Source organism: Luteimonas padinae (assembly GCF_014652935.1).
In the GTDB taxonomy this organism is placed as follows: Bacteria; Pseudomonadota; Gammaproteobacteria; order Xanthomonadales; family Xanthomonadaceae; genus Luteimonas; species Luteimonas padinae.
This window is the reverse complement of the sequence record NZ_BMZT01000003.1, coordinates 136,007-161,996: the sequence shown is the minus strand read 5'-3', so window position 1 is coordinate 161,996 and position 25,990 is coordinate 136,007. Positions and strand designations below refer to the sequence as shown.

Here is a 25,990-nt window from a genome sequence, read left to right as displayed (position 1 = left end):
GAGGTGCGGGCTCGGAGCGCCCGGATCAAGGTGGACGATCGGCTTCAGGGCACCGGCACGGGCCCGGTGGCCGCTGGCGGCGTGGCCTCCCTGCCCTCCACCACCACCTTCGGATCCTTCCAGGGCCCGGTGACGTGGTAGGTGCGCGCGCCCATGCGCCCGAGCGGCTTCTCGAACACCGCGTTCGCCACCGCGCCCACGGCCGCGCCCACCGGCCCGGCGGTGATCGCGCCGACCGCGGTCAGCAGGCCGCCGGTGCGCGGCTGCACTTCGATCACCTGGTCATAGGTCTGCGCGCGCAGGTCGGCACTGCCGCCGATATGGATCTCCGCCGCGGCGCCGTCGATCACCAGCGCATCGCTGCGCGCCAGGCCATCGCCGAAGTGGAGCGTGCCGTCGATGCGGTTGAAGGCGAAGCCGCGCGAGAACAGGTCGCGGAAGTCGAGCATCAGCCGCCGCGGCAGCTCGGCCACGCTGAGCAGGCCGAGGAAGCGGCCGGCACCGGGCTCGACCTCGACCAGCTGGCCATCCTTCACCGCCAGCGCCAGGCTGCCCTCGAGCCCGGCCAGCCGGAAGCCTGCCGGCGAACCCGGCCAGCCGGCGTCGAAGCGCGCCGTGCCGTGGCCACCCTTGAGTCGCTCACCCAGGCCCAGCCCGCCCAGCAGCGTGCCGAAGTCGTGGCTGTCCACCTCGACCTGCATGCGCGTGCGGGCACCGGTGCCGCGTCCGGTCCATGCGCCCTGCACGTCGATCGACTGTCGGGGCGCGCGCAGCTGCAGGCGCTCCACGCGCAGGCCATCGCCCGCGGGCCGGGTGCGCAGGTCGAGCCGGCCGAGGGCCGCGTCGGCCACGCGCAGGTCGTCGACCACGATCGCCAGCGGCGGGATCGCGGCTGGATCGATGTCGGTGTCGGCGCGCGCGGCGGCGTCCGCATCGCCGCCGCCAGCCGCACCTGCGGGGCCGCCGGCACGGGCGCTGCGCCAGTGCAGGCGATCGACGTGCGCCGCGACGGTGGCGCCGTCGCCCTGCGGGATGCTCAGGCTTCCCGCCAGCGCCGCGCCGTCGAAGCGGATGTTCGTGCCCCGACGCTCCGGGCGGGCCACCACGCGCGTTGCCGGGAACACGCCCCCGAGCAGCTGCAGCCGGTCGGCGAGCAGATCGATCCCGCGCAGCTCGAGGCCATCGCCAGCTGCCGCGCCGTCGCCGCCGAAGAGTCCCGCCCATTCGATCGCATCCAGCACCGGCGTGCGCCCGGTGATGCGGATGCCGGCGTCGGGCGGGACGGCATCGACGCGGTCGCGGCCGAGCACGGCCAGCACGCCGGTGCGCCCGCCGCGGCTGCGCGCGCGCAGCGCCACGCGGTTGCCCAGCGCCACGTCGATGTCGTCCTCGCCCATCGGCAGCCGGAGGTCGATGCGGGCCGCCAGCGCTTCGCCCGGCGGCTTGCCCAGCGGCGCGGGCAGCGACAGCCGCGTGCCGACCAGGTCCGAACGCAGCTGCAGCCGCCCGCCCGCGCCGTCGGCACCCGCGTCCTGCGGCAGGCCCAAGGCCATCGTCCAGTCCGAGCGGCCGTCGAGGCGCTCGCCCAGCCAGGCCAGCTGCGGCGCGCGCGCGGCCAGCTCCGCCGACGCCAGGCTGGCCTCGAGCTCGGCCTCGAACGCCATGTCGCGCGCCTGCACGTGGCCTTCGCCCGCGCGCAGCGACAGCCGGCCCGGTGCCCCGTCCCGCCGCACCCGCAGGCCGTCGGCCGTGAACCCCGCCTGGTCGTAGCGCGCCTCGCCATGCACGGCGTCGAAGGCCAGCTCCCAGCGCTTTTCCGCGAGACGCGCGCCGGCGAGCGCGACGCGGCCGCTGATGCGCGGGCCGGTGTCGCCATCACCGCTGCCCAGCGGCAGCACCAGCCCGAAGGTCGAGCGCAGCGGGCCCGACGCCGACAGCGCGTCGAGGATGTCCTCCCGGCCTTCGCGCAGCGGGCTGGCGCGCAGGACCGCGAGCACCGGCGCGGCATCGGATGCCAGCGTCGCCTCGACCCGGAGCGGCTGGTCGCCGAAGTCCGCGATCCCGGCGCGCAGGGATTCCACCGGCACCTCGCCAAGCCGGGCGCGGCCCTCGAGGCTGAAGCCGGCCGCGACGAAATCGACCCGACCGTCCAGCGCCGTGGCCGCGGGCCAGCCGGGGTCGAAGCGCACTTCGGCGCCCTCCAGCCTGGCCGTGGCGTGGAACAGGCCGCGGGCGGCACCGTCCGGCCCGGCCGCGAACGGCCAGTCGTCGAGATCGCCCGACACCACGGCGCGCCCGTCGAGCACCTGCCCGCCGACCAGCGCCGTGTCCAGCCAGTGCACCGCGGCCTCCGGCATCAGGTGGCGGATCCAGAAGCGCTTGGCGACCGGCACCCGGGCCGCGTCGACGTCGGCCGCGAGGTCGATGCCCGGCCGCGTGCCGTCGCCGGGGAACATCAGCCCGCCGCGGACCTCGGCACCGTAGCCCTGGCCGTCGATGCGCAGCGCGGGGGTCCGCACCTGCCAGCCGCCATCGTCGCGCCAGAGCACCACGTCGCCGCGCAGCCTGACCTCGTGCGCGAGCGGACCGAAGCCTGCGGGCCAGTCGACCACGACCGTGGCCGCCGGGTCGGGCGTGAACACCAGGCCCGCGGAATCGCCGCGCAGGCGCCCGGAAAGGCCGGACACGCCGGGTGCATCGCCCAGCACGGCGAAGCCCAGGCCGTCCACCTGCGCGCTGGCCCGCAGCGCGCCGCCCGCATCGCCGACGACCTCCACCTCGCGCAGCACGCCGTCCGGGCGCGCATCGCGCAGCCAGGCCGCGAGGCCGTCGGACAGCCCCGGTGCCAGCGGCGCCAGCGCCAGCAGCGCGCCGGCATCGATGCGCGCGGCCACCAGCGCGCGCCGCGCGCCCCCGGCCACCAGCAGTCCGTCGAGGCGCTGCGCATCCTCGCCCGCGCCCAGGCGCAGGCGGGGCGCATCGAACCGCCAGCCGCCCGCCACCGCCGTCCAACGCCCGTCGACGCCGACATCGCCAAGGTCGACTTCGCGTGCCGCGCCGCTTTCCCCGCCGCCCTGCAGGCGCAGCCCTTCGACATCGCCGCGGATGGCCACCGCCGACACCCGGTAGCCACCCAGGTCGACCCAGGCTTCGACGCGGCCGGTGCCGGCCACCGGCCCCACGCCGCCGGCGCGCAGCGACGTCCAGGCCGACAGGTCGGCATTCCGCAGCGCGAGCCAGGCCCGGGCATCGCCGCTGTCGCGATCGAGTTCGGCGGTGATGTCCAGCGGCGAGACGCCCGGCACCATCCATGCCCGCGCGGCCGCGCGCACGCGACCGGCGTCCACGCGCAGGCGCAGGTCGACCTCGTCCAGGCGAGCGTCGATCCCGAGCCCGGGTGCATCCACGACCAGCACCCCGTCGATCACCTGCAGCTCGCCCAGGCCTTCCAGCGCCTCGAAGGGATCGCCATCCGACTGCGCTTCGCCGGGCAGACCGCGGACCTGCCAGCGGCCGTCGTCGCCGCGCTCCAGCGCGAGCTCCAGCCCGCGCAGGCGCAGCTCGGTGAACGACCGGCCCGGCAGCAGGCCGGCGTACTGCGCCACCAGCACTTCGGCCGCACCGATCGGGATGGCCTGGTCGCCTTCGCCGATGCGCAGGCCGTCCAGGCGCAGCAGCGGGCCGCGGCGGGTCCAGGCGGTTTCAAGATGGTCGAACGAGACCGGGCGTCCGGCGCGCTGGCCCAGCCACTCGGCGACGCGGTCCGGGTGGCGCTCGGCCAGCGGCAGCAGCTGGCTGGTGATGCCCGCGCCCAGCGCCATCAGCACCAGGCCGATGGCGATCGCGTACCAGGCACCGCGCCGCGCACGGCGCAGGGCGCGGCGCAGCGGGCCGGCCATCAGCGGCCCGCGCGCCGGGCGCGGGGCTCAGAGCAGGACGACATCGAACTGTTCCTGCAGGTACTGCGCATCGGCCTGGAAGCGGATGGACTTGCCGAGGAACTCCTCCAGCTCGGCCACCGCCGCGGATTCCTCCTCGGTGATCCGCGCCACCACCTTGGGCGAGGCGATCACCAGCAGCCGCTCGGCGTCGAACTGACGCACCGCGCGCACCACTTCGCGGAACACCTCGTAGGTCACCGTTTCCGCGGTCTTGAGCATGCCGCGGCCGCCGCACTCGTGGCAGGTCTCGCTGAGCTGGCGCTCCAGGCTCTCGACCGTGCGCTTGCGCGTCATCTCCACCAGGCCCAGCGGCGAGAAGTCGTAGACCGTGGTCTTGGCGTGGTCGCGCAGCAGCGACTTCTCCAGCGTCCGCAGCACCTGGCGGCGGTGCTCGGGGTCGGTCATGTCGATGAAGTCGATGATGATGATGCCGCCCAGGTTGCGCAGCCTGAGCTGGCGCGCCACCGCCTGCGCGGCCTCGAGGTTGGTGCGGTACACCGTCTCCTCGAGGTTGCGCTGGCCGAGGAAGGAGCCGGTGTTGACGTCGACCGTGGTCATGGCCTCGGTCTGGTCGATCACCAAGTACCCGCCCGACTTCAGCGGCACCTCCTTCTCCAGCGCGCGGCCGATCTCGTCCTCCACGCCATAGAGGTCGAACACCGGACGGACGCCCGTGTAGTGCTCGATCTTCTCGTCGAGCCCGGGCATGTACTGCGCGGCGAACACCTTCAGCCGCTCGCAGGTCTCGCGCGAATCGACCTTGACCTTCTCCACGTCGCGGCGCATCAGGTCGCGCACCGCGCGCATCGGCAGGGTCAGGTCCTCGTAGATGCAGCTGCCCACGCGCGCCGCGGCGGCGTTGCGCTCCACCAGCGCCCACACCCGCGCCAGGTAGGCGACGTCCTCCGCGAGGGCTTCGGCCGGCTGGCCCTCGGCATTGGTGCGCACGATGTAGCCGTGGCCGCCGGCCAGCGCCAGCTCGCCGACCAGCGCCTTCAGCCGCGCGCGTTCGGCCTCGTCCTCGATCCGGGCGGACACGCCGATCACCTTCGACTGCGGCAGCAGCACCAGATAGCGCGACGGGATGCTGATCTGCGTGGTCAGGCGCGCGCCCTTGGTCCCGATCGGGTCCTTGACCACCTGGACCACGACCTCCTGGCCATCGCGCAGCAGCTCGCCGATCGGCGGCGTGGATGGCGGCGGCGACGGTGGCAGCGGCGGCGCGCCGGGTTCCTCCACCGCGAGGTCCACGGCACGGCCCGGGCGCAGCACGTCGTTGGCATGCAGGAACGCGGCGCGCTCCAGGCCGACATCGACGAAGGCCGCCTGCATGCCGGGCATCACCCGCTGCACCTTGCCCTTGTAGATGTTGCCGACCACCCCGCGGCTCCAGCCGCGCTCGATGTGCAGCTCCTGGAGCATGCCGTTCTCGACCACCGCCACGCGGGTCTCGCGCGGGGTGACGTTGACCAGGATCTCCTCGCTCATGCGTCCCCGCCCCGCCGCGGCGTGCTGGCCTGGATGCCGAAGCCGCGCAACAGGCCCGCGGTTTCGTGCAACGGCAGGCCCATTACGCCGGAGTAGCTGCCCGCCAGGCGGCGGATGAAGCGCTCGGCGCCGCCCTGGATGGCGTAGGCGCCGGCGCGGCCCATCGGTTCGCCGCTGGCGACGTACTCGGCGATGTCGGCATCCGACAGCCCGGCGAACGACACCTCGCTCTCGACCAGCACCGAGGCCTCGCGGCCGGCGGACACCAGCGACACCGCGGTCAGCACCCGGTGGCTGCGGCCCGACAGCCGGCGCAGCATGGCTTCGGCGTGCGCGGCGTCGGCGGGCTTGCCGAAGACCTCGTCGCCGAGCACCACTTCGGTGTCCGAGCCCAGCACCACCGCGCCCGGCACCGCGACCACGCGCAGCAGGCCGGCACCGGCCTTTTCGCGGGCGACGCGCGCGACGTAGGCATCGGGTGACTCACCGGGCGCGCGCTGCTCGAGCACCTCGACGTCGAGGACGCCGAAGTCGAGGCCGAGGCGCGCCAGCAGTTCGCGCCGGCGCGGGGATTTCGAGGCAAGGTGGAGCATCGTGGAAGGATACCGTGCCCGCGCCGGGCCGGCCGTGCGCCACGGCCGCAACCCCGTTCCGGCTCACGACCCGTTCACTCCATCCGCACAACCCTTCCCTTGCCCCTTCCCGGAGACCACGATGACCCCGACCCTGCAGCGCACGGCGTCCGCCGCCGCCCTCACCCTCCTCCTCGCCTTCGGGACGCCCGCCATGACCGCAGCCGCGCAAACCCCAGCCCACACGGCCACCAGCGACGGCACCCTGCTGTCGGTCTCGGCCAGCGGCGAGGCCAGCCGCGCGCCCGACGTCGCCACCGCGTCGGCCGGCGTGGTCACCCAGGCCGCCGACGCGAATGCGGCGATGCGCGCCAACGCCGCGCAGATGACGAAGGTGATCGCGGCCATCCGCGCGGCGGGCGTGGCCGAGCGCGACATCCAGACCACGGGCATCAACATCCATCCCACCTACCGCCACATCGAGAACGAGGAGCCGCGCATCTCCGGCTACAGCGCGAACAATTCGGTGAGCCTCAAGGTGCGCGACATCGCCAGGCTCGGCGAGGTGCTCGACGCGCTGGTCGACAGCGGCGCCAACAACGTCAGCGGCCCGAGCTTCGGCATCGACCAGCCCGAGGCGGTGTACGACGAGGCCCGTCGCAAGGCGCTAGAACAGGCCCGCCGCCGCGCCGACATGTATGCCGAAAGCCTGGGGCTGCGCGTGCGCCGCATCGTCAGCATCAGCGAAGGCGGCGGCTTCGAGCAACCGCGCCCGATGTTCGCCGTGCGCGCGTTGGCCGCGGATGCCGAGGCCTCGACCCCGGTCGCCGCGGGCGAGAACACATTGACGGCCAACCTGGAGATCGTGTTCGAACTGGGGCGCTGACGACCCCGCGGCCACCGGCCGCGCGTTGGCATCCCCGCACCCGGCATGCGCCGGTCAACGAGGAGGTGGTCCATGGTCCTGCAGTCCGATGTGCGCAGTCCGTTCCCCGCCCTGTCCACGCACCGCGCGGCGGACGACCCGCGACGACCCGACCCGGTCCGCGTCGCCGGCATCGCCGGCGCCCTGCTGCTCAACGGCGCCGCGCTGATGCTGATGCTCGCCCCGCTGGGGAGCCCCGGGACAGCGCCCACGCCGCAGAAGGGCCTGGAGGGCGAGTGGTTCGAGCCCAGGCCGCTGCCGCCCCCGCCGCCCCCGCCCATCGTTCCCGTGCAGCGCGTACCGACCCCGGCAACGCCGACGGCGGAGCCGCGACGGGCGGTGGTCACCCAGCCCGAACCGGCGACGCCACCCCTCGTCGAAGGAGGCACGCTCCCCGCGGATTCCCTGCCTCCGCTCGAGGCGGGCACGGGTGATGCCGATGTCGCCCCGGCGCCCGGCCCCGCCGCCGGCCTGCAGCTGGCCTATGCCGAGGCCAGTTCGCCGCCCTACCCGCGCGACGCGCTGCGCTCGGGCCACCAGGGCACGGTGGTGCTGCAGGTGCTGGTCGGCGTGGACGGGCGCCCGTTGGAGGTCGTGGTCGAGACAGGCAGCGGCTACCGCGAGCTCGACGAGGCGGCCCGGCGGCACGTGCTGCGCCGCTGGCGCTTCCAGCCGGCCATGCGCGACGGCCGGGCGGTGCAGGCCATCGGCCTGGTGCCGATCGAGTTCCGCCTCGACCGCGGGTGAGCGCCGCGCTCAGGCGCGGTGGTAGGGATGGTTGGCGAGCAGCGCCGCGGCGCGGTAGAGCTGCTCGGCCAGCACCAGCCGCACCAGCATGTGCGGCAGGGTGAGCGGCCCCAGCGACCAGGTTTCATCGGCGCGGGCCAGCACCTCGTCGGCGTGGCCCTCGGGCCCGCCGACGAGGAAGGCCAGGTCGCGGCCCTGGCCGCGCCAGTGCTCCAGCCGCTTCGACAGCGCTTCCGAATCCCAGGCCCGGCCGCGTCCGTCCAGCGCGACCACGTGCAGCTCGCGCGGCAGCGCCGCCAGCACGCGCTGGCCCTCGTCGAAGGTCGCGCGCGCGGCGTCGCGGCCCTTGCCGCGCAGGCCTGGCGTGATCTCCACCAGTTCGAGCGGCAGCCAGTGCGACAGCCGCTTGCGGTATTCGCCGAAGCCCTCCGCGACCCAGCCCGGCGGGCGCTCGCCCACGGCGACCAGGCGTGCCTTCACCGCAGCCGCTCAGTCAGCGTCGCGCGTGGTGGCGTCGGCTTCGTCGGCGTCGTCGCCGTGTCCGAACGAGCGGCTGGCCTCACCGGCGTCCGGCGGCTGGTCGCCCACCGTCCACAGTCGTTCCAGCGCATAGAACTCGCGCACCCGCGGCAGCATCACGTGGACCACGACGTCGCCCAGGTCGACCAGCACCCATTCGGCCTCGCGCTCGCCCTCGACGCCCAGCGGCTGGCAGTCCAGGCGCTTGGCGAACTTCACCACCTCGTCAGCGATCGACTTCACGTGGCGGGTGGACGTGCCCGACGCGATCACCATGAAATCGCAGACGCTGGTCTTGCCGCGGACGTCGATGTCGACCACGTCCACCGCCTTGATCTCGGCGACGGCCTCCAGCACGGTCGACAGCAGCACGTCGACCGACGGCGGCGGGGTGGGCAGGCTGGTCTTGATGACTTGGGCTTGGCTGGTCAAGGGCTGTGGCTCGTTGGCTGGGCGACGGATTATAGCGAAGGGCCCGTCGCGGCCCCGTAACCGTACAGCCGGCGTTCGCGGATGAATCCGGCCACCGCCGGCGGCAGCATCGCGTCCCAACCGTCGTCGGCGGCGATCCGGCGGCGCACCTCGGTGGAGGATTCCCCGCGCAGCCTGGGAAGTTCCAGCACCGCGAACCCGCCGGCCGGCGCCTCCGCCAGCGCTTCCGGCGGCCTGCGGCGGGCGCCGAGCTCGCGCTCCACGGCCGGGGCGCGCGCGGCGACGTCGTCCGCGCCGATGGGCGAGCCAGGCCGCGCCACCGCCAGCACGTGGCCGTGCGCGAACAGCTCGCGCCAGCGGTACCAGGTGTCGAGCTGCAGCAGCGAGTCGCCGCCGACCACCCAGGCAATCGGCCGGTACGGCCCCTGCTTCGCCCGCACCAGGCGCAGGCTGTCGATGCTGTAGGACCGCCCCGCGCGCTCGAGCTCCAGCCGATCCACGCGCAGGCCCGGCTCGCCGGCGATGGCCAGTTCCAGCATTCGCGCGCGCAGCGCAGCGCCAGCGTGGGTCGCGTCCTTGTGCGGGGGATCCGCGGCGGGCAGCAGGGCGACCTCGGCATCGAGTGCGTCGCGCACCGCCAGCGCCACCGCCATGTGCCCCAGGTGGACCGGGTCGAAGCTGCCGCCGTAGCAGGCCAGCAGGCTCACGCGGCCAGCAGCGGCACCGCGCGGGCGTCGGCCACCGCCAGCAGCAGGCGCTCCAGCAGCAGCCATTCATCGCCGGCACCGCGTCCCTTGGCCACGCGGTCGACCTCGCCGGCCGCGGCCACGAAGCGTTCCCAGCGCGCCGCGGGATGGCGCTCCAGCGCGCGCCGGTAGGCCGCCTCCTTCGCGTCCCAGATCCGCTGCGCCTTGAACTCGGCGCCGAGGTTGCCGCCGCGCGCCTTGACCCGCGCCAGCGCGGCCATGCGCTGCAGCTCCACCACCACCATGCCCATGAGCGCGGGCACGGCTTCGCCCTCGGCACGGAGCCCGGCGAGCATGCGCACGGCCTGGGCCCCCTGGCCGTTGAGCGCGGCGTCGACCAGGCGGAAGACGTCATAGCGCGCCGCGTCCGCCACCAGCGCCTGCATCCGCGCCGCATCCAGGGTGCCGTCGGTGGCGAGCAGCGCCAGCTTGTCGATCTCCTGCGCGGCGGCGAGCAGGTTGCCCTCCACCCGTTCCACCAGCAGCTGCACGGCACCGGCGTCGGCGCTTACGCCGCGACGGCGCAGGCGCCCCTCGACCCAGCCCTGCAGCTCGTGCGGCTTCACCGGCCAGGCGACCGCGATCGCACCCGCGGCGGCGATCGACTCGCTCCACTTGCCGCCGTGCTTCCGGCTCCACTCGCCGCCGGTGACCAGCAGGCAGAGGTCCGGCGGCGGATCGGCGCAGAAGGTCGAGATCACCTCCGCGCCCTGCTTGCCGGGCCTGGCGGTCGGCAGGCGCACTTCGATCAGGCGCCGCGCCGCGAACAGGCTGGGCGCGCGCAGGCTGGCCTCGAGCCCGTCCCAGTCGACGTCGCGACCCTCGACCTCGAAAACCTCGCGTTCCGCGTAGCCCTGTTCGCGGGCCGCGGCGCGGATGGCGTCGGCGCACTCCAGCACGCGCAACATTTCGGCCCCGGCGACCAGGTAGACCGGGGCCAGGGGCCCGCGGGCGACGCTGCCGGCCAGCTGCTCCGGACTCAGCTCACGCGCCATCGCCGGACGGCCGATCCACCGCCTCGCCTTCCGGCGTCCCGTCGTCGTCGGACGCCGGACCGGCGTCGCCTCCGGCCGCCCCGGCCTCGGCCGCGCGCGCGGCCTCGGCTCGATTCACGGCCGCGATCCGGCGCAGCACCGCCGCCGCCATGTCCCGCTCGAGCTCGCGGGCGAGCATCTCGCGCTCGCTTTCCGAGCCCGTGGAGTTGTTGGGCAGGGAGACGTAGTCGCGCGAGAGCTCGATCACCTGCTCAGGCACCAGTTCCCGCCCCTGCGGATCCAGCAGCTTGAACACCGCCGCGTAGCGCAGGCTGTACTCCTGGCCGCGGCCGAACTGGTCGACGCTGATCGCCTGGGAATCCCAGCGCTCCGAGAGGATGCGCAGCACCGCCACGCCGTCACCGGCGCGCTCGGGGACGTTGAAGCCGGCGCGCTCCAGCGAGCGCGTCAGCGACTGCGCGAGCGGGCTGTAGGGATTGCGCGCGACCACCTGCACGCCGGCCAGGTCGGGTGGCAGTTCCAGCGGTTCGCGGAGGTGGAAGCCGCACGCCGGCAGCGACAGGACGATGGCGGCAAGCAGCAGCGGCAGGAGTCGGCTCATGGCGCGCAGTGTGGACGAGGCGGCGGCGCGCCGGCAACCGCGACTGGCAGGTTCGCATGCCGCCGGCCGCCGCTCGCGCGTTCCATGACAAAATGAAGACACGGCCGCGTGCCGCTCGGACCCACCGGTTGCCAGGCAGAAGTCGTGCTGACAAGGACATTGAAGATCGCTCCCGGCGTGCCATGGAGGGCCCGGCTCAAATGGCTCCTGCCCATCCTGCTCCCCGTGTTGTTCGCATTCGCGACCTGGAGCCTGGATCGTGCCTCGATCGGCGTGGCCGTGGACGCTTACCGCGTGCCGGCCACCGTCGCCGCCAACGCCGTGCCCGGGCTGCTCGTATGCCTGGCCCTCTTCGTGGCGACGCGGCGGCTGCTGCTTTCGTTCCTGATGGGGTTCGCGCTGCAGGCGCTGGTCTACGAAGCGTCCCGCATCAAGCTGCGGACGATCGAAACGCCCGTGGCACTCGAGGACATGTACTTCCTGACGGGGATCGACCTCGCGGGCATCAGGCTCTTCTGGGCCTATGTCGAGGATCCCGTGCGACTGCTGGTCCTGCTGGGCGCGGGGCTGGCGCTGCTGGCCCTGGTGACGTGGCGCGAGAAGCCTTGGTTCCGCAACTTCGGCCCGGGCCGGCTGGCGCTGCTGGCGCTGACCTTCGCCGCCGCCGCATCGCTTGCCCAGGCACGATGGCCGTGGCCCCGCCTCTACCAGGACGATGTCGCCGCGCCCACCCGGTTCAGCACCATGCCCGCCATCCTCCATTCCGGACTCATGGCCGACCTAGTCGACAAGCACCTGGAGCGGAAGACGCGCCGCTTCGACGTCGACGAAGCGGCACTGCGCGCCGCTGCGCGCAAGCTCGCCGCCACGCCCGACCGGGACGCCGGACCGCGCCCGCTGGCCGGCACGCGACCTGACATCGTCGTGGTGCTCAGCGAGTCCTTTTTCGACCCGCGGATCATGCGCGGACTGGACGATATCGAGGACTACATCCCCAACGTCCGGCAGTGGATCGAAGCGGGGCATGGCGGCACGATGTCGGTGCCGGCCTACGGCGGCGGCACGATCAGGACCGAGTTCGAGATCCTGACCGGACTGCCGTACCGCGCCTTCCCTGACATCGGCTTCCCTTACATGGCGCTGGACATGCGCGCCACGCCCACCCTGCCGGGGTTGCTCCTGCGCGAGGCCGGCTACCGCACCGCGGCGATCCACGGCAACCAGGGATCGTTCTACAACCGCTCGGCGGCCTACGGGGCGATGGGGTTCCAGAAGTTCATCACGGCGAAGGAGTTCGGCAAGGCCGGGGTCAGGGATGGCCTCTGGTACTCCGACGAGTCCATGACCGACCTGCTGGTCGCCGAACTCCAGTCGGAGGAAACGCCGCTGTTCGCCTTTGCGATCAGCATGCAGAACCACGGTCCCTACGACGCAAACAGGGCCCTCCATGCCGACGCATGGGAACGGATCCGTCTTCCCGACGGCCTTGGCGAGGGTGCCGCTATCGAGCTGCGCAACCTCCTCTACCACCTGGGCAGCGCCGACGCGCAGTTCGCGCGCCTGCTCGACGTCCTGCAGCGGCGCAACCGCCCCTACCTGCTGCTGTTCTTCGGCGACCATCTGCCCGGCCTGCATGCCACCTATCCCGAGCTCGGCTTCGTCGATGGTGCGTCCGCCCGCAGCCAGCAACCGCCGTGGGTGCTGATTCGCGGGCGGGGCTCCGACACCTGGCCGGCCGCGCGGGAGATCGCTTTCCCCTGGCAGCTGCCGGCCGAGCTGGCCTACGAGGCCGGCATCGACAACGCCTATTTCGACTTCAGCAGGAAGATGGGAGCCATGATGGGCCGGGACTACGAGAAAAAGCCGGATTCGCCCTCGGCGAAAGCCCTGACGTCGGCCGCGCGTGCGAACCTTTCCGGCGGCTTCGAGGCACGGGTCCGATGATCGGCCGTTCCGTCCGGGCGCTCGCCGCCACCGGTCTCGCAGTCCTCGCCGCGTCCTCCTGTTCGCCGCGCGGGGCGGATCTGGAGATCATTGCCGACACCTCCTCGTGCACGATCCCGAAGGTGGTGACGGTCCGCTGGAGCATCCCGGAGGACGAGCCGGTACCCGCCCTGCTGAGGATCAACGGCCCCGGGCGCCCGATGAAGGACTGGCGCCAGGCATCGGTCCGGGAAGGCGAAGCACCCACTGGCCCATGGGCCAGTGACGGGCTGACCGTGACCCTGGTGTCGAAGTCGGGCCGCCCGCTGGCCAGGCGCACGCTCACGCAGGGGCCCTGCGACGCCGGCTGAACTCAGCCGGCCACCACGTTCACGATCTTGCCCGGGACCACGATGACCTTGCGCACCGCAAGGCCTTCCAGGACCCGCGCCACGCCCGGCTCGGCCAGCGCCGCCGCTTCAACCGCCTCGCGCGCGGCGTCCGCGGCCACCTCGATGGTGCCGCGCAGCTTGCCGTTCACCTGCACCGCCAGGGTGACCGCGTCGCGCACCAGCGCCGTCGGGTCGACGGCAGGGAAGGCGACGTCATCGACCACCTGCTCGGCATGGCCCAGCACCTGCCACAGCGCATGGCAGGCGTGCGGGGTGACCGGGTTGAGCATCAGCACCATCGCCTCCAGGGCCTCGTGGCGCACGGCCCGGCCGGCGTCGCTGGCGTCGTCGAACTTCACGACGTGGTTCAGCAGTTCCATCAGCGCGGCGATCGCGGTGTTGAAGCTGTGGCGGCGGCCGTAGTCGTCGCCGACCTTCTGGATGGTCTCGTGCAGGTGGCGGCGCAGCGTCTTCTGCGGCGCCGTCAGGGCGGTGGTGTCGATGGCCGGCGGGCGGCCGATGGCCTGCAGCGACGCGGCGTGGTCGTGCACCAGGCGCCAGACGCGGCGCAGGAAGCGCGCCATGCCCTCGACGCCGGCCTCGTTCCACTCCAGCGACAGCGTCGGCGGCGAGGCGAACATCGAGAACAGGCGCACCGTATCGGCGCCGTAGCGGTCGACCATGGCCTGCGGGTCGACGCCGTTGTTCTTCGACTTCGACATCTTCTCGGTGCCGCCCACGCGGACCGGCTGGCCGTCCGACGCCAGGTGCGCGCCGGTGACGCGGCCGCGCTCGTCGCGCTCGACCTCGACATCGGCGGGGTTGAACCATTCCTTCGCGCCGTTCGCGTCCTCGCGGTAGTAGGTATCGGCGATGACCATGCCCTGGGTGAGCAGGTTCACCGCCGGCTCGTCGCTGTCCACCAGGCCTTCGTCGCGCAGGAGCTTGTGGTAGAAGCGGAAGTACAGCAGGTGCAGGATCGCGTGCTCGATGCCACCGATGTACTGGTCGACCGGCGTCCAGTACTTCGCGCGGCCGTCGACCATGTCGGCCGCGCCCGGCGAGGTGTAGCGCGCGTAGTACCAGCTCGACTCCATGAAGGTGTCGAAGGTGTCGGTTTCGCGCTCGGCGGCGCCCCCGCACTGCGGGCACGTGGTCTTGCGCCACTCGGGGTCGGCCTTGATCGGCGACTGCACCACGCCCGAGGCGAAGGCGTCGGCCACGTCCTCGGGCAGCACCACCGGCAGCTGGTCCTCGGGCACCGGCAGCGCGCCGCAGGCGGCGCAGTAGACCACCGGGATCGGGCAGCCCCAGTAGCGCTGGCGGCTCACGCCCCAGTCGCGCAGGCGGAAGTTGACCTTGCGCCGGCCGGTGCCCTCGCCCTCCAGGCGCGTGGCCAGGGCGTCGAAGGCGGCGTCGAAGTCGAGGCCGTTGTACTCGCCGGAATCGATCAGGAAGCCACGCTCGGTGTACGCCTCGCGCTGCTCGATGCCGTCCATGTAGTCGCGCACCACCGCCACCGCGGCCGCGGTGTCGTAGGCATCCACGCTGCCGCCCGCGAGCGCGGCCTGGAACGGATCGGCGTCGTGGGCCACGTCGCCGATCACTTCCGCCAGTGCGTCGCGCACGGCCGGCGGCACGATCACCGGGCGCACCGGCAGGCCGTGCGCCTTGGCGAACTCCCAGTCGCGCTGGTCGTGTGCCGGCACCGCCATCACCGCGCCGGTGCCGTAGCCCATCAGCACGAAGTTGGCCACGTACACCGGCACGTCCTCGCCGGTGACCGGGTGGATCGCCCACAGGCCGGTGGCCATGCCGCGCCTGTCCTGGGTCTCCAGCTCGGCCTCGGAGACCCCGCCCCGACGCAGTTCATCGATGAACGCGGCGAGCTTCATGTCCTCCTGCGCGGCCTTCAGCGCCAGCGGATGCTCGGCGGCGATGCTGATGAAGGTCACGCCCATCAGCGTGTCGGGACGCGTGGTGTAGACGGTCAGCGGCGCGTCCTCGCCGTCGACGCGGAACTGGATCTCGAGACCCTCGCTGCGGCCGATCCAGTTGCGCTGCATGGTCTTGACCGCCTCCGGCCAGCCCGGCAGCGCGTCGAGCCCGTCCAGCAGCTCCTGGGCATAGTCGGTGATGCGCAGGAACCACTGCGGGATCTCGCGCTTCTCGACCACCGCCCCCGAGCGCCAGCCGCGGCCGTCGATCACCTGCTCGTTGGCCAGCACCGTCTGGTCGACCGGGTCCCAGTTCACCACCGCGTTGCGGCGGTAGGCCAGACCCTTCTTCATCAGCCGCGTGAACATGCGCTGCTCGTGGACGTAGTAGTCCGGGCTGCAGGTGGCGAACTCGCGCGACCAGTCGATGGCGTAGCCCAGCATCTTCAGCTGGTCGCGCATGTGGTCGATGTTGGCGTACGTCCACTTCGCCGGCGCGGTGCGGTTCCTGATCGCGGCGTTCTCGGCGGGCAGGCCGAAGGCGTCCCAGCCCATCGGCTGCAGCACGTTGTGGCCGGTCATGCGCTTGTGGCGGCTGATGACGTCGCCGATGGTGTAGTTGCGCACGTGCCCCATGTGCAGCGCGCCCGACGGGTACGGCAGCATCGACAGGCAGAAGTACTTCGGGCGCGCGTCGTCCTCGCTGACCTCCCAGGCGCGCGCGCGCTCCCAGCAGCCCTGGGCCGCGCGCTCGACGTCGGCAGGTCGGTAGGAGTTCGGTTCTGGCGCTGCGCTGGGGTCGGACACGTCGTGGTTGCCGCGGAAAGTGGGGCCGCCAAGCCTACCCCAGTGGCCACTGCCGCCGCCACGCGACCCCGCACCCTCCTGCCCTATGATGGCCGCCATGACGCCGCCGTCCCGACTCCGGCCGTACCGCCTCGCCGCTGCCGTCGCTGCGCTGCTGCTGCTGGTAGCGGTGGCCGCGGCGACGGTGTTCGGCGTGCGGCTGCTGACCGAGAGCAACCGCTGGGTCGAACGCAGCCACCAGGTCATCGAGCAGCTCGAGGCCAGCCAGTCGCTGCTGGCCGCCACCCAGGCGGCCAGCCGCGGCTATCGCCTGACCGCGCACCCCTCGCTGCGCGGGGAGTTCCACCGCGCCGGCCCGCAGGCCCTGGACGCGGCCCTGGAACTGGTCCGCATCACCAGCGACAACCCGTCGCAGCATGCGCGCGCCCAGAGCCTGCTCCGGCAGTCGACCCAGCAGATCGAGCGGATGCAGGAACTGGTCGACATCCAGGACCGGGAGGGCCAGAAGGCCGCGGTCGCGGCCATGCGCGTGGACGAACTGGTCGCCCGCATGCACGGCGTCAATGCCGCCAGCGAGGCGATGCGCGCGGAGGAACTGCGGCTCCTCGCCGCCCGCCGGGCCACCAACGAGCGCAACGCCAACCTGCTCCTCGGGTTCGTGCTGCTGAGCCTGGCGGTGTCGCTGGCAACGCTCTGGACCCTGCTGGTGAGCCTGTCGCGCGAGAACCGCCACAACCGCAACCTGGAGCGCGAAGCCCGCGGGGCGCTGGCGGAGCTGCAGCGGGCCCAGACCATGACCGAGCGCCTGTCCGCGCAGCGCTGGGCGATCAGCGAGTACACCGGGCTGCTGCAGAGCGCGCAGAACCTGGACGAGGCCATGGAGCTCACGTCCTGCACCTTCGAACGCCTGCTGCCGCACCTCGGCGGCCAGTGCTACCTCGCCCGCGCGTCCCGGGACTTCCTGGAAAGCCGCGCCAGCTTCGGCCGGCCGGCGATCTCCAGCAGCGACGCCCTCCCGCCCGGCGACTGCTGGGCGCTGCGCCGCGGCCAGCCGCACCACAACCGCGCCGGTGGTGGCGTGCGCTGCGCGCACCTCGAGCACGGGACCTCGCTGGCCGCGATCTCGACGCTGTGCATTCCGCTGTCGGCGCAGGGCGAAACGCTCGGCATGCTCCACGCCAGCGGTCCCGTCGACGGCGGCGAGGAGGACAACGACGCGGCCATCATCGAACTGATGGGCGAGCAGCTCGCGCTGGCGATCGCCAACCTGCGGCTGCGCGAGACCCTGCGCCAGCAGTCGCTCCGCGATCCGCTGACCGGCCTCTTCAACCGCCGCTACTTCGAAGAGAGTCTGCGCCGCGAGATGCTGCGCTGCGAGCGCCGCCGCCTCCCGCTGGCGCTGCTGGTGCTGGACATCGACCACTTCAAGAGCTTCAACGACAGCCAGGGCCACAGCGCAGGCGACGCTGTGCTGGCGCACGCCGGCCGCTGCATCGCGTCGCTGGTGCGCGCCGAGGACATGGCCTGCCGCTACGGCGGCGAGGAATTCACCATCGTGATGCCGGAGACCGACGCCGCCAGCGCGGTCGCGCGCGCCGAAGCGATCCGCCGCGCCGTGTCCCAGCAGACGATCTCGCACAACGGCCGCACGCTGGGTGCGGTGACGGTCTCGATCGGCGTGGCGACGTTCCCGCAGGACGGCGTGACACCCGAACTGCTGTTCGAGGTCGCCGACGCGGCGCTGTACCGGGCGAAGGCGGAAGGCCGCAACCGGGTCCTGCACGCCGCGGCCGGCATCGGCTGAGGACGGCGGGTCCGCCTCAACGCATCGGCCTGCCCCAGGGGACGCAGGACACCCACGCGAACCAGGCCGCGAAGGCCAGGCGCTGGGCCAGTGGCGCCGGCACGGCCTCGGCCGCGAGCCAGCTCAGCGTGAACACCAGCCCGCCCGCGCCCAGGTGACCAAACGCCGCCAGCGGCCGGCGGCCACGCACCGCAGCCACCGCCAGCAACGCCGCGGCCGCGGCGAACGCGATCCCCCACAGCGCCCACGCGACGCCATGCAGGCGGCCGCGCCCGGCGTCGGGCGCCGAGGCATCCAGCGGAAGCAGTCCCTGGGCCGCGAAGGCCAGCGCCGCCAGCAGCGCCAGCGACCAGCCCAGGCGCGCCGCCAGACCGGCCCCCTGCGGCAGCGCCGCGCGCCTGCGCAGGGCCACGAACCCGGCGAGCAGACCGGGCATCAGATAGCCCAGCAGGTTGAATCCGGCCGCGCGCGGAACGCCCGCGGCACCCAGCAGCGCCACCGGCCAGTGCGCGTGGCCATAGCCCTCCAGCGCCGCGCCGAACCCGGCCAGCGCCGCCGCGAAACAGCCCGCGGCCGCCACGCCCGCGACGCGTGCCGCAAGGTCATGGCCGTCCGGAGCTGCTGTCGTCATGCGTCGAGGTGCCTCGTGGATGCAGCGCGCATCCTCGCTCCGCCGGCTTGCAAACGGCAAGCACTGGCACAATCTCATGCGTATCGCATCCTGGATCGGACCATGCCCCAAGCACACGCCACCACGCACGCCTTCGACGCCACCGCCGACAACTTCGAGGCCGACGTCCTCGACCGCTCGCTGCAGGTGCCCGTGCTGATCGACTTCTGGGCCGAATGGTGCGGACCCTGCAAGACCGTCGGCCCGATCCTCGAGAAGCTCGCGGCCGAGTACAACGGCACCTTCGTGCTCGCGAAGATCGACGTCGACCGCGAGCAGCAGCTGGCCGGCGCATTCCAGATCCGCTCGATCCCGACCATCATCCTGGTCAAGGGTGGCCAGCCGGTGGATGGCTTCCCCGGCGCGATGCCCGAAGGCCAGCTGCGCGAGTTCCTGGCCGGCCACGGCATCGTTCCCGCCGCGGCGCCCGCCGATGACGCGACCGTCGCCGAAGCCGCGCCGGCGGATCCGCACGCGGAAGTCGAGCGCCTGCGCGCCGAATCCGCCGCCGCGCCGGACAACGACGCGCTCCGGCTCGACCTCGCCGTCGCCCTGCTCGCCACCGGCGCCACCGACGAGGCCGGCCGCCTGCTCGACGCGCTGCCCGCCAACCTCGCCACCGACGACCGCGCCCTGCGTGCCCGCGCCGCACTCGGCTTCGCGGCGCTGCTGCGCGACGCACCGCCGGCGGCCAGCCTCGAGTCGGCGCTTGCCGCCGACCCGTCCGACCTCCGTGCCCGCCACCTGCTCGGCGCCCGGCACATGGTCGAGGGCCGCCACGAGGCGGCGCTGGAGCAGTTCATGGAGATGCTGCGGCGCGACCGCGGCTTCGACGACGGACTGCCGCGCAAGGCCCTGATCGAGGCCTTCCGCGTCATCGAGGACGGCGGCCTGGTCTCGCGCTACCGCCGGCAGATGTCCTCGCTGCTGCTCTCCTGACCGGTGCGCGCGTCGACCCTGCGCCACGGCATGAACGCGTGGCCGCCGTTCCTGTTCTCCGGAATCCGCATCACCGCGCTGGCCGAGGACTACCGCCACGCCCGCGTCGAGCTGCGCCAGCGCTGGTACAACCGCAACTACGTCGGCACGCACTTCGGCGGCAGCCTGTTCGCCATGACCGATCCGTTCTGATAGGGGGCCTCAGAATCGTTACCTTGTGCTAGCCTGCTGGCTCACCCAGCGGAGAGCGCACATTGACGTGCTTCAAGCAAGGCTGCTGCAAGCATCAAGGCCACTCTAGCGATCGAACTGTCTCTCCCCTGCAGGAACAGATCCAGGGGGCCGCAGAATGGAACTGATTTGGTCCACGGACGACTTCAAGCTGCACGGCGTTTCGTATCGCGACTTCCCGATCCTGCTTGATTCAGAAATGGTCGGCGTCTCGCCAGCCAACACGTTCCTCCGATATCACCTCCTGCAACGGGGAAGGGTTGGATCCGCCAAGAGTTGGAAGGTCTATGGGCAAGCGCTGTACGACTACTTCGGCTTTCTCGAAGCGCACGACCTAGTCTGGAACGACACCCCGAAGGCAGAGGATCACACACCAGTTGCTGCATATCGCGACTACTGCAAGGACACGATAGGGCTGAGCCTGAACACGGTCAGGCAAAGGTTGTATCTGATCTGTGAGTTCTACAAATACGCCCACAAGCAGAACTGGATCGAGACACTTCCGTTTTCAAGGGAGATTGTTCTAGCACCGAAAGCAGACACGCTCCTCGAGCACATCGACAGTTCCGGCGACGAGGTCGCATCGACTAGCGTTATGCCAAAGATGAGGAAGACGCTTCCACAGTTTCTGTCGACAGACCAGATCCAGCAACTGCTCGCCACAGCGCACAATCCCCACCACAAAATGATTGTGCGCATGGGACTACAGACGGGACTTCGTCGCGAAGAGATCGCCACATTCCCCTACGCCTACCTGATCGCTCCCGCACGCCTTGGCCATGCGCCCAAGAACATCAGAGTTCACCTGGATCCGGAAGATGGACACGGCATGCGAACCAAAGGCAACAAGGAGAGAACCATCTACATCAGCCGGAACTTCATGAAAGACCTGTGGCACTACTTCGTTCAGGTCCGCGGAGAGCGGGCGAGACAAGGTGCCTCTCAATCGAATGCACTGTTCTTGAACCAGGATGGAAACCCTTTTGCAGCCGGCGGAAAGGGAATTGAGCGGATCGTCCGCAACCTTGGCGCCAGTGTCGGCATCAAGGTGTGGCCGCATATGTTGAGGCACACCTATGCAACTCACACCCTGAATTCCATGCAGCAAGGTGACAAGACCATTGAGCCAATCGTGTTCTTGCAACGACAGCTAGGCCACGAATCCATACAGACGACCATGGTCTATGCGCATTTGATCGACGAACTGGCAGACGCCGCCGTGCTCCAGTACGACGATGAAGTCACGGAATGGAGCCGAGCTTAGCGAATGGGCAGGAAGAAGAACTTCCCGAAAGCAGACCTGACCGTCCCGACGGCTGTCATTCGCAAGACCGAAAGCGGTGGAATTGAGATTTCGAAGGAACTCATCTCGCAAGCACAAACTGTCGTCCGGTTCCCCGCAGAAGGCAACGCAACCGACCGCAGAAGTTTTGATTTTTCTCCTTGGTATGGAGTGGGTGTCGATCAGATCACATACGCATTCCAAAAGCAGGTCGAACGGTTCCTGCTGACCGGGGACGGGGATCTATCAATTGCAACCATCGCAGGATACTGCGGCAACGGGGCGAAGCTGTTCCTGGATTACTGCGTACTGACTGCCGGCGCGCTCGGCCGTGACCTGGTTCTGCCTGACATCGGTCGCCCGCTCGTTGATGGCTATCTTTTCCATTTACGCCAGTCGACCATAAAAACAACGACTCAGCGGCACAAATACACCTGCCTGAAGGCGATACTCGTTGGCCTTGCCGAAAGTAAGGTGATTGTCATCCTGAACGGAGAAGAAGGTACATTTCCTCCAAATCCGTTTCCGAACATTGGGCGCAAGCAACAAGGCGAGAAGCCACTGGATCAGCGAGAAAGAAAGACATTCGCTGCTGCATTGAAGACCGCAGTGATGCCGATTTTTCATGACGGTGCAGAACCAACGGCCGATCTCCTGACGTATGCCATTCTGGCCATCGCGCTCAGAACCGGGAGGAACACCACACCATTGCTTGAGCTCCCCGTCGACTGCCTCAGGCCGCACCCGAAGAAGAACATGCGGATTCTCGTGTGCTTCAAGAGGCGGGGCGCCACGACCCATAAGGTCGCATTACGCGACGTGAGCGACATTGCCATGTCCGCCAGCGTTCTTCCAGACGTGGTTCGGCTGATTGAACGCGCCAAGATCCTTTGCGAACCCCTGCAGAAGGATGCCCCAGCCCATTTGAAGGGCCGGCTATGGCTCTATCGCGACGCCGCAGGTCGCGTTACACATATCAGCGATATGACGCTCATGACCGTCATACAAAGACTCGTCAAGGATGCCGATCTTGTAGATGCGAACGGAGATCCGTTGCGCGTCAACATCTCCCGCCTACGGAAAACGTTCGCCAATCGCATTTTCGAGATTCTGGATGGCGACATCGCAGCCACGGCCAGGGCTCTGGGAAATACCGCGCGCACCACGGATCGCGACTATTTGATTCCCAGCGAAGACGCGAAGAGGAACTGGAGTTTCATGGGGCAAGTTCTTGCCAATGAACTTGAGACAGGGACGCTTGTGACGCAAAAGACGCCTACTTCGCGCTGCAGTGACCCGAAGAACGGCCAGTTGGCACCAAAGAACGGGACACAGTGCATGAACTTCCTTGCCTGCTTGCGGTGCAGGAACTTCGTCGTGACGGGCGATCCGGATGACCTCCATCGGCTATTCAGCTTTTTCTGGCTGGTGGTGCGGGAACGGGACAGGGTCACCAAGAAGAGATGGAAGCGTCACTACGCGCACCTGGTCAGGCTGATCGAACGGGACGTCGTGGATCGTGGAATTGCCGAGAGGAAGCTGGATCCAGATGTGATCCGTTCGGCCCGGGATCGCGCGCGTACCAACCCACATCCCTTCTGGTCAAGGCCGGATTCCCTTGAGTACCTGCAATGAATTCACAAGCATCCCCGGCAGGCCATCGCGGTTATTCACTGCAACCATCCAGTGTTCTCGAATTGTCGTCTCTGGACAGGGACTCATTGATTGTTTCTGCCATCAATGTCAATGGATCGTGGCAGACGGTTAGCCGTTATGGGGACGACTCATGGTTGCTCCACAGTGGCGTCACTAATCAGAACAAGGGATACCGAACCCTGAATTTCACGACCGTACCAGAGCCTTTCCGTGCGGCGATGAAAGCCATCATGTACCGGTTTATGCGCCGCGGAAGCATGAATCGCGGCCGACTTCCCAGCGTGTCCACGGTGAGATTACTTTTCTGGGATTCGATATCGTTCTTCCGCTACATCCTATCGCTCGGCATCGAACGACTTCAAGACGTCAGTCCATTTGTATGCGCCACTTATGTCCAGGAAATGAAAGGGCGCACATCAGCGAGAGGTAAATCCTTCTCTCGCACGACGCTTGAGAAGCGATTCCGCGCGATCGAGATGCTGCATGAACTGAGCAAGCATACGGACGATTCGATGCCTACCCATCCCTGGCCGGATTCCTCTGCGAAGATCCTCTCAGGAACGCTGACCGGATCCAGGGGAAGCCGGCATCATGGTGTCACGCCCCTCATTCCTGACCATATCTTCTGCGCGCTGTTCCAAGCCTCGCATGCCTTGGTACAGAAAGCCCAATACATTCTTGACCTGCGCGATGAGCTTGCGACCGTGGAATCAGCAGGCGGCGGAAATTCCAAGGAAGCGAATACGTGCGCGATGAGGAGGCACCTGGTAAGCCGAGGATGGGCTCACGGGTTAGCGAAATTCCAGGAAACAGTCACGGATCTCAGAACAGCCTGCTACATCATTGTCGCCAGCCTTTCCGGTTGCAGAAATCATGAAATCGCGGCGATCCAGTGCGGCTCGTACTATCGAACGGAGGGCAGCGATGGAGAGACATACTGGTGGATGCGGAGCCAATCGATCAAGACAGATGCCGGCGATACGGAATGGATGATTCCAGAAGCGGCCGTGCGGGCACTACAAGTCATGGATCGCTGGGCCATCCCATACCAGACCATTATCGCCGATGAAATCGCCCAGCGCCGGGCTATCGACCCCACCGACACCGAAATTGCCGAGGCGGAGAGGCATCTCAAGGCGGTATTCCTCGGAAGAGGTTCCAGAAACGGAAATGCCGTACGCACCATCTCGTTGAGATCACTCAGCGTTAGCCTTTTGGCGTTTGCGAAGAAGAACGGTATCGCCTGGAACGTGGCCACTCACCAGTTCCGTCGCACCTTTGCTCACTACGCTGCTCGCAGCCAATATGGCGACCTACGCTACCTGAAAGAACACTTCAAGCACTGGACTATCGACATGACCTTGCTCTATGCGTTGAACGATGCGCTGGAGGAGACATTGTTCGAGGAAATTGGCGAGGAGGTTGACAGTCTACGTGAGGCAAAAATCGACCTCTGGCTTTCTCCAGACGTCCCACTTTCTGGAAGAACCGGCCGCGGGTTCGTCGAGTATCGAGGAGCCAACCCCATCACGTTGTTCAAAAGCAGGGCCGAGATGATCCAAACAATCTCGGAGAACATCGAGATTCGCAGCAATGGACATGCCTGGTGTTCGGCACACCATGGAATCGACTGTGTAGGGAACGGCGGGCTGGATCGGATCCGTTGCACCGACTGCCAACATAGTGTCATCGAAGCGCAGCATGCACCCTTCTACCAAGGGTTGTATGAGCACCTAGAAACCCTCCTCGATTGCGATGACATCGGTGAAGGCGGATTGCTTCGCGTGCGCCGCGATCTGGACAGATGCGCCATCGTGCTTCGCGATCTTGGCCATGAGCTGAACAACAACGGTGCCGCATGAAGAACAGCCGCTTGGCATCTGAAGACAGGCAAAAGCAACTTCGCCTTGCCATCACCCGCATAGAGCGAGGGCGCTCGCAAACCAAAGCGAGGAAGCTGACGATCTCTTCGGTAGCAAGGGAAGCGGGCGTGAGTACCTCGCTCATTCACAACTACCATCCCGAGATTGCTGAGGTCATCCGCGAGAAGCAGGGACGATCCAGTCGAGCCATGCGGGATGCGAAGCAATCGGAACTCAAGGCAGAGCGGGAGAAGAATCAAAAACTACGATCCGAGAATGCTCAGTTGCGGCAACAGATTGCCAAGCTGGCCTCGGTCAACGAACTGTTGACGATGAACATCTCCTCGCTTGAGGCACGAATGTCCGGCGGGAACGTCATTGACCACCCATCTGCCAAGAAGTGACTATTTCGGCGCCGCCGGCGCCGGCATGCTGCGCCACCTCATCGGCTGACATGGGGATCCTGCCTGCCATCGATGCCCGCCTTCCGGGTGGCTACGCCTGACGGCTACCTCCCTGCGACGACGTGCTTGCATCACGAGAACGGCCGCGCCGACCATCGTGCGCCCATTGTCCTCCACCACTACTCGCTCGGGTGCGTGACGCTGTGGCGGGGGGGGTTTCCAAACGCCTCGCGATTGCGACCGTGCGGGATGTCATCACACTTGAGCTGCTTGCCGGACTGGGCCTCGTGGTCGTCTGGCAATGTAGCCGAAAGACGATGCCGAAATCGTCGAGCACGATTACATTTGAACTGCCTGCCGATCATCCGCACGTCTTGGAGCACACCCGAGAGGGAACGCACCGGCATGCCTATCGCATCGATATCCTGCATCGCCGGTGGCCGGGCTAACCTGCGAGCGGGTAGCCGCAGAGGCAATCCGAACAATGCGCAACGAGAAGTTAACAATACTTCTTGGGTGTCGGCAGAACTTTCTTCGCCGGGATCGGAATGACGTTGATGTGTCTTGACGCGGGAAGGGAGTCCGCGCACAGTACTCTACCCACCACGGGTGCGATCTCACCCCATGTTGGGCGTTGCCTGAGATTGCGCGTCAGCCGTCCGGGCAGGCAAGAATGAAACCGAACGTTCGTGGTTTGTCGCATGTCTGAGTGTTTTGCGCGGAGTCGAAGGTTGATCATGGCATTGCTTCTGGCAATGCTGGTGATCGTGCCTGCGATCGATGCTGCGGCCTGCACGGTCGAGCCGGAGACGGTGCAGCACGACGCCGACTCGGATCCCGGCACGCCAGATCATGCCGTTTGTGGGCACGGCCATTGCCACCACACGGGGACTCAGTTGTTGCCGTGCGACGCCTCGTATTCGGCGGTTGTTCATGCGGTTCTCGTCCTCGCGCCTGAGAAGCCGGCGCCGAAGTCTTTGCTACCCGAACGGTTGATGCGTCCTCCCCGAGTCTGATCGCAACGTTTGCGGCGATTCGCCGCAGTGATTGCCATCCAGACAGACTCACGGGTATCCCATGCATGACCGTATCGACTGGTCGCCTATGGCGGCCGGTG

21 protein-coding genes and 1 pseudogene are annotated in these 25,990 nt (G+C 69.0%); 12 read left to right on the top strand and 10 right to left on the bottom strand.

Features of this window, described 5'->3' with window-relative positions; translation table 11 throughout:
• Positions 1 to 44: 44 nt before the first annotated feature.
• From IE168_RS04255 to IE168_RS04245, 3 genes are read right to left on the bottom strand one after another with little or no spacing between them, the layout of a single operon-like run.
• Positions 45 to 3,899 carry a YhdP family protein gene (locus IE168_RS04255; RefSeq protein WP_189495567.1) on the bottom strand — a complete coding sequence of 1,285 codons (3,855 nt, stop codon included), beginning with the start codon at positions 3,897 to 3,899 and terminating at the stop codon, positions 45 to 47.
• 27 nt (positions 3,900 to 3,926) lie between these two features.
• Positions 3,927 to 5,429 (bottom strand): ribonuclease G, encoded by a 1,503-nt coding sequence (gene rng / locus IE168_RS04250; RefSeq protein WP_189495566.1) that lies wholly within the window; start codon positions 5,427 to 5,429, stop codon positions 3,927 to 3,929.
• Entirely contained in the window at positions 5,426 to 6,022 is a 597-nt protein-coding gene (locus IE168_RS04245) for a Maf family protein (protein WP_189495565.1), read from the bottom strand. The genes rng and IE168_RS04245 overlap by 4 nt, the downstream gene beginning before the upstream one ends.
• A gap of 121 nt (positions 6,023 to 6,143) precedes the next feature.
• Here IE168_RS04245 and IE168_RS04240 point away from each other — a divergent pair, with 121 nt between their 5' ends.
• Both IE168_RS04240 and IE168_RS04235 read left to right on the top strand, forming a co-directional pair.
• Complete coding sequence (locus IE168_RS04240; RefSeq protein WP_189495564.1) at positions 6,144 to 6,887, top strand: SIMPL domain-containing protein; 744 nt, start codon at positions 6,144 to 6,146, stop codon at positions 6,885 to 6,887.
• Positions 6,888 to 6,959: 72 nt separating this feature from the next.
• Positions 6,960 to 7,673 (top strand): energy transducer TonB, encoded by a 714-nt coding sequence (locus IE168_RS04235; protein WP_189495563.1) that lies wholly within the window; start codon positions 6,960 to 6,962, stop codon positions 7,671 to 7,673.
• Positions 7,674 to 7,682: 9 nt separating this feature from the next.
• On the opposite strand, the gene rlmH is transcribed toward IE168_RS04235, so the two are convergent.
• The 5 genes from rlmH to IE168_RS04210 are packed head-to-tail and all read right to left on the bottom strand — an operon-like array spanning position 7,683 to position 10,966.
• Complete coding sequence (rlmH, locus tag IE168_RS04230; protein WP_189495561.1) at positions 7,683 to 8,153, bottom strand: 23S rRNA (pseudouridine(1915)-N(3))-methyltransferase RlmH; 471 nt, start codon at positions 8,151 to 8,153, stop codon at positions 7,683 to 7,685.
• Positions 8,154 to 8,162: 9 nt separating this feature from the next.
• Complete coding sequence (gene rsfS / locus IE168_RS04225; RefSeq protein WP_189495559.1) at positions 8,163 to 8,624, bottom strand: ribosome silencing factor; 462 nt, start codon at positions 8,622 to 8,624, stop codon at positions 8,163 to 8,165.
• A 29-nt stretch (positions 8,625 to 8,653) separates the two neighbouring features.
• Positions 8,654 to 9,331, bottom strand: coding sequence for a nicotinate-nucleotide adenylyltransferase (nadD, locus tag IE168_RS04220; RefSeq protein ID WP_229823092.1), 678 nt, complete (start codon positions 9,329 to 9,331; stop codon positions 8,654 to 8,656).
• A complete protein-coding gene (holA, locus tag IE168_RS04215; protein ID WP_189495555.1) occupies positions 9,328 to 10,365 on the bottom strand; it encodes a DNA polymerase III subunit delta in 1,038 nt (345 codons plus the stop codon). Before holA ends, nadD begins: the two co-directional genes overlap by 4 nt.
• Positions 10,355 to 10,966 (bottom strand): LPS-assembly lipoprotein LptE, encoded by a 612-nt coding sequence (locus IE168_RS04210; protein ID WP_189495553.1) that lies wholly within the window; start codon positions 10,964 to 10,966, stop codon positions 10,355 to 10,357. The genes holA and IE168_RS04210 overlap by 11 nt, the downstream gene beginning before the upstream one ends.
• A gap of 225 nt (positions 10,967 to 11,191) precedes the next feature.
• Here IE168_RS04210 and IE168_RS04205 point away from each other — a divergent pair, with 225 nt between their 5' ends.
• Together IE168_RS04205 and IE168_RS04200 are read left to right on the top strand one after the other, a co-directional pair.
• The gene (locus IE168_RS04205) at positions 11,192 to 12,910 is read left to right on the top strand and encodes an LTA synthase family protein (RefSeq protein ID WP_189495551.1); all 1,719 of its coding nucleotides are present in this window, start codon (positions 11,192 to 11,194) and stop codon (positions 12,908 to 12,910) included.
• A complete protein-coding gene (locus tag IE168_RS04200) occupies positions 12,907 to 13,260 on the top strand; it encodes a hypothetical protein (protein WP_189495549.1) in 354 nt (117 codons plus the stop codon). The genes IE168_RS04205 and IE168_RS04200 overlap by 4 nt, the downstream gene beginning before the upstream one ends.
• Before the next feature lie 2 nt (positions 13,261 to 13,262).
• Here the strand turns inward: IE168_RS04200 and leuS are convergent, their stop codons facing one another.
• Positions 13,263 to 16,025 (bottom strand): leucine--tRNA ligase, encoded by a 2,763-nt coding sequence (gene leuS / locus IE168_RS04195; RefSeq protein ID WP_229823091.1) that lies wholly within the window; start codon positions 16,023 to 16,025, stop codon positions 13,263 to 13,265.
• A gap of 97 nt (positions 16,026 to 16,122) precedes the next feature.
• Here leuS and IE168_RS04190 point away from each other — a divergent pair, with 97 nt between their 5' ends.
• Positions 16,123 to 17,829, top strand: coding sequence for a sensor domain-containing diguanylate cyclase (locus IE168_RS04190; RefSeq protein ID WP_189495545.1), 1,707 nt, complete (start codon positions 16,123 to 16,125; stop codon positions 17,827 to 17,829).
• Positions 17,830 to 17,845: 16 nt separating this feature from the next.
• Here IE168_RS04190 and IE168_RS04185 read toward each other — a convergent pair whose 3' ends face one another.
• Positions 17,846 to 18,460, bottom strand: coding sequence for a DUF998 domain-containing protein (locus IE168_RS04185; RefSeq protein ID WP_189495543.1), 615 nt, complete (start codon positions 18,458 to 18,460; stop codon positions 17,846 to 17,848).
• A gap of 102 nt (positions 18,461 to 18,562) precedes the next feature.
• On the opposite strand from IE168_RS04185, the gene trxA reads away from it, so the two are divergent.
• The 7 genes and pseudogenes from trxA to IE168_RS04150 all read left to right on the top strand — a co-directional run bounded on the left by trxA (position 18,563) and on the right by IE168_RS04150 (position 25,889).
• The gene (gene trxA / locus IE168_RS04180) at positions 18,563 to 19,438 is read left to right on the top strand and encodes a thioredoxin (protein WP_189495541.1); all 876 of its coding nucleotides are present in this window, start codon (positions 18,563 to 18,565) and stop codon (positions 19,436 to 19,438) included.
• A 3-nt stretch (positions 19,439 to 19,441) separates the two neighbouring features.
• Positions 19,442 to 19,627, top strand: a pseudogene (locus IE168_RS04175) (DUF4442 domain-containing protein); the annotation flags it as partial.
• Between the two features lie 160 nt (positions 19,628 to 19,787).
• On the top strand, positions 19,788 to 20,933 hold the full coding sequence (locus tag IE168_RS04170) for a tyrosine-type recombinase/integrase (protein ID WP_189495536.1): 1,146 nt from the start codon (positions 19,788 to 19,790) through the stop codon (positions 20,931 to 20,933).
• Between the two features lie 3 nt (positions 20,934 to 20,936).
• Positions 20,937 to 22,586: a hypothetical protein gene (locus tag IE168_RS04165; RefSeq protein ID WP_189495534.1), complete on the top strand. Its 1,650-nt coding sequence runs from the start codon at positions 20,937 to 20,939 to the stop codon at positions 22,584 to 22,586.
• Positions 22,583 to 24,469, top strand: a complete 1,887-nt coding sequence (locus tag IE168_RS04160; RefSeq protein ID WP_189495533.1) for a site-specific integrase — start codon at positions 22,583 to 22,585, stop codon at positions 24,467 to 24,469. The genes IE168_RS04165 and IE168_RS04160 overlap by 4 nt, the downstream gene beginning before the upstream one ends.
• Positions 24,466 to 24,873 carry a TetR family transcriptional regulator gene (locus tag IE168_RS04155; RefSeq protein WP_189495531.1) on the top strand — a complete coding sequence of 136 codons (408 nt, stop codon included), beginning with the start codon at positions 24,466 to 24,468 and terminating at the stop codon, positions 24,871 to 24,873. The genes IE168_RS04160 and IE168_RS04155 overlap by 4 nt, the downstream gene beginning before the upstream one ends.
• Before the next feature lie 737 nt (positions 24,874 to 25,610).
• Positions 25,611 to 25,889: a hypothetical protein gene (locus IE168_RS04150; protein WP_189495529.1), complete on the top strand. Its 279-nt coding sequence runs from the start codon at positions 25,611 to 25,613 to the stop codon at positions 25,887 to 25,889.
• Positions 25,890 to 25,990: the final 101 nt, after the last annotated feature.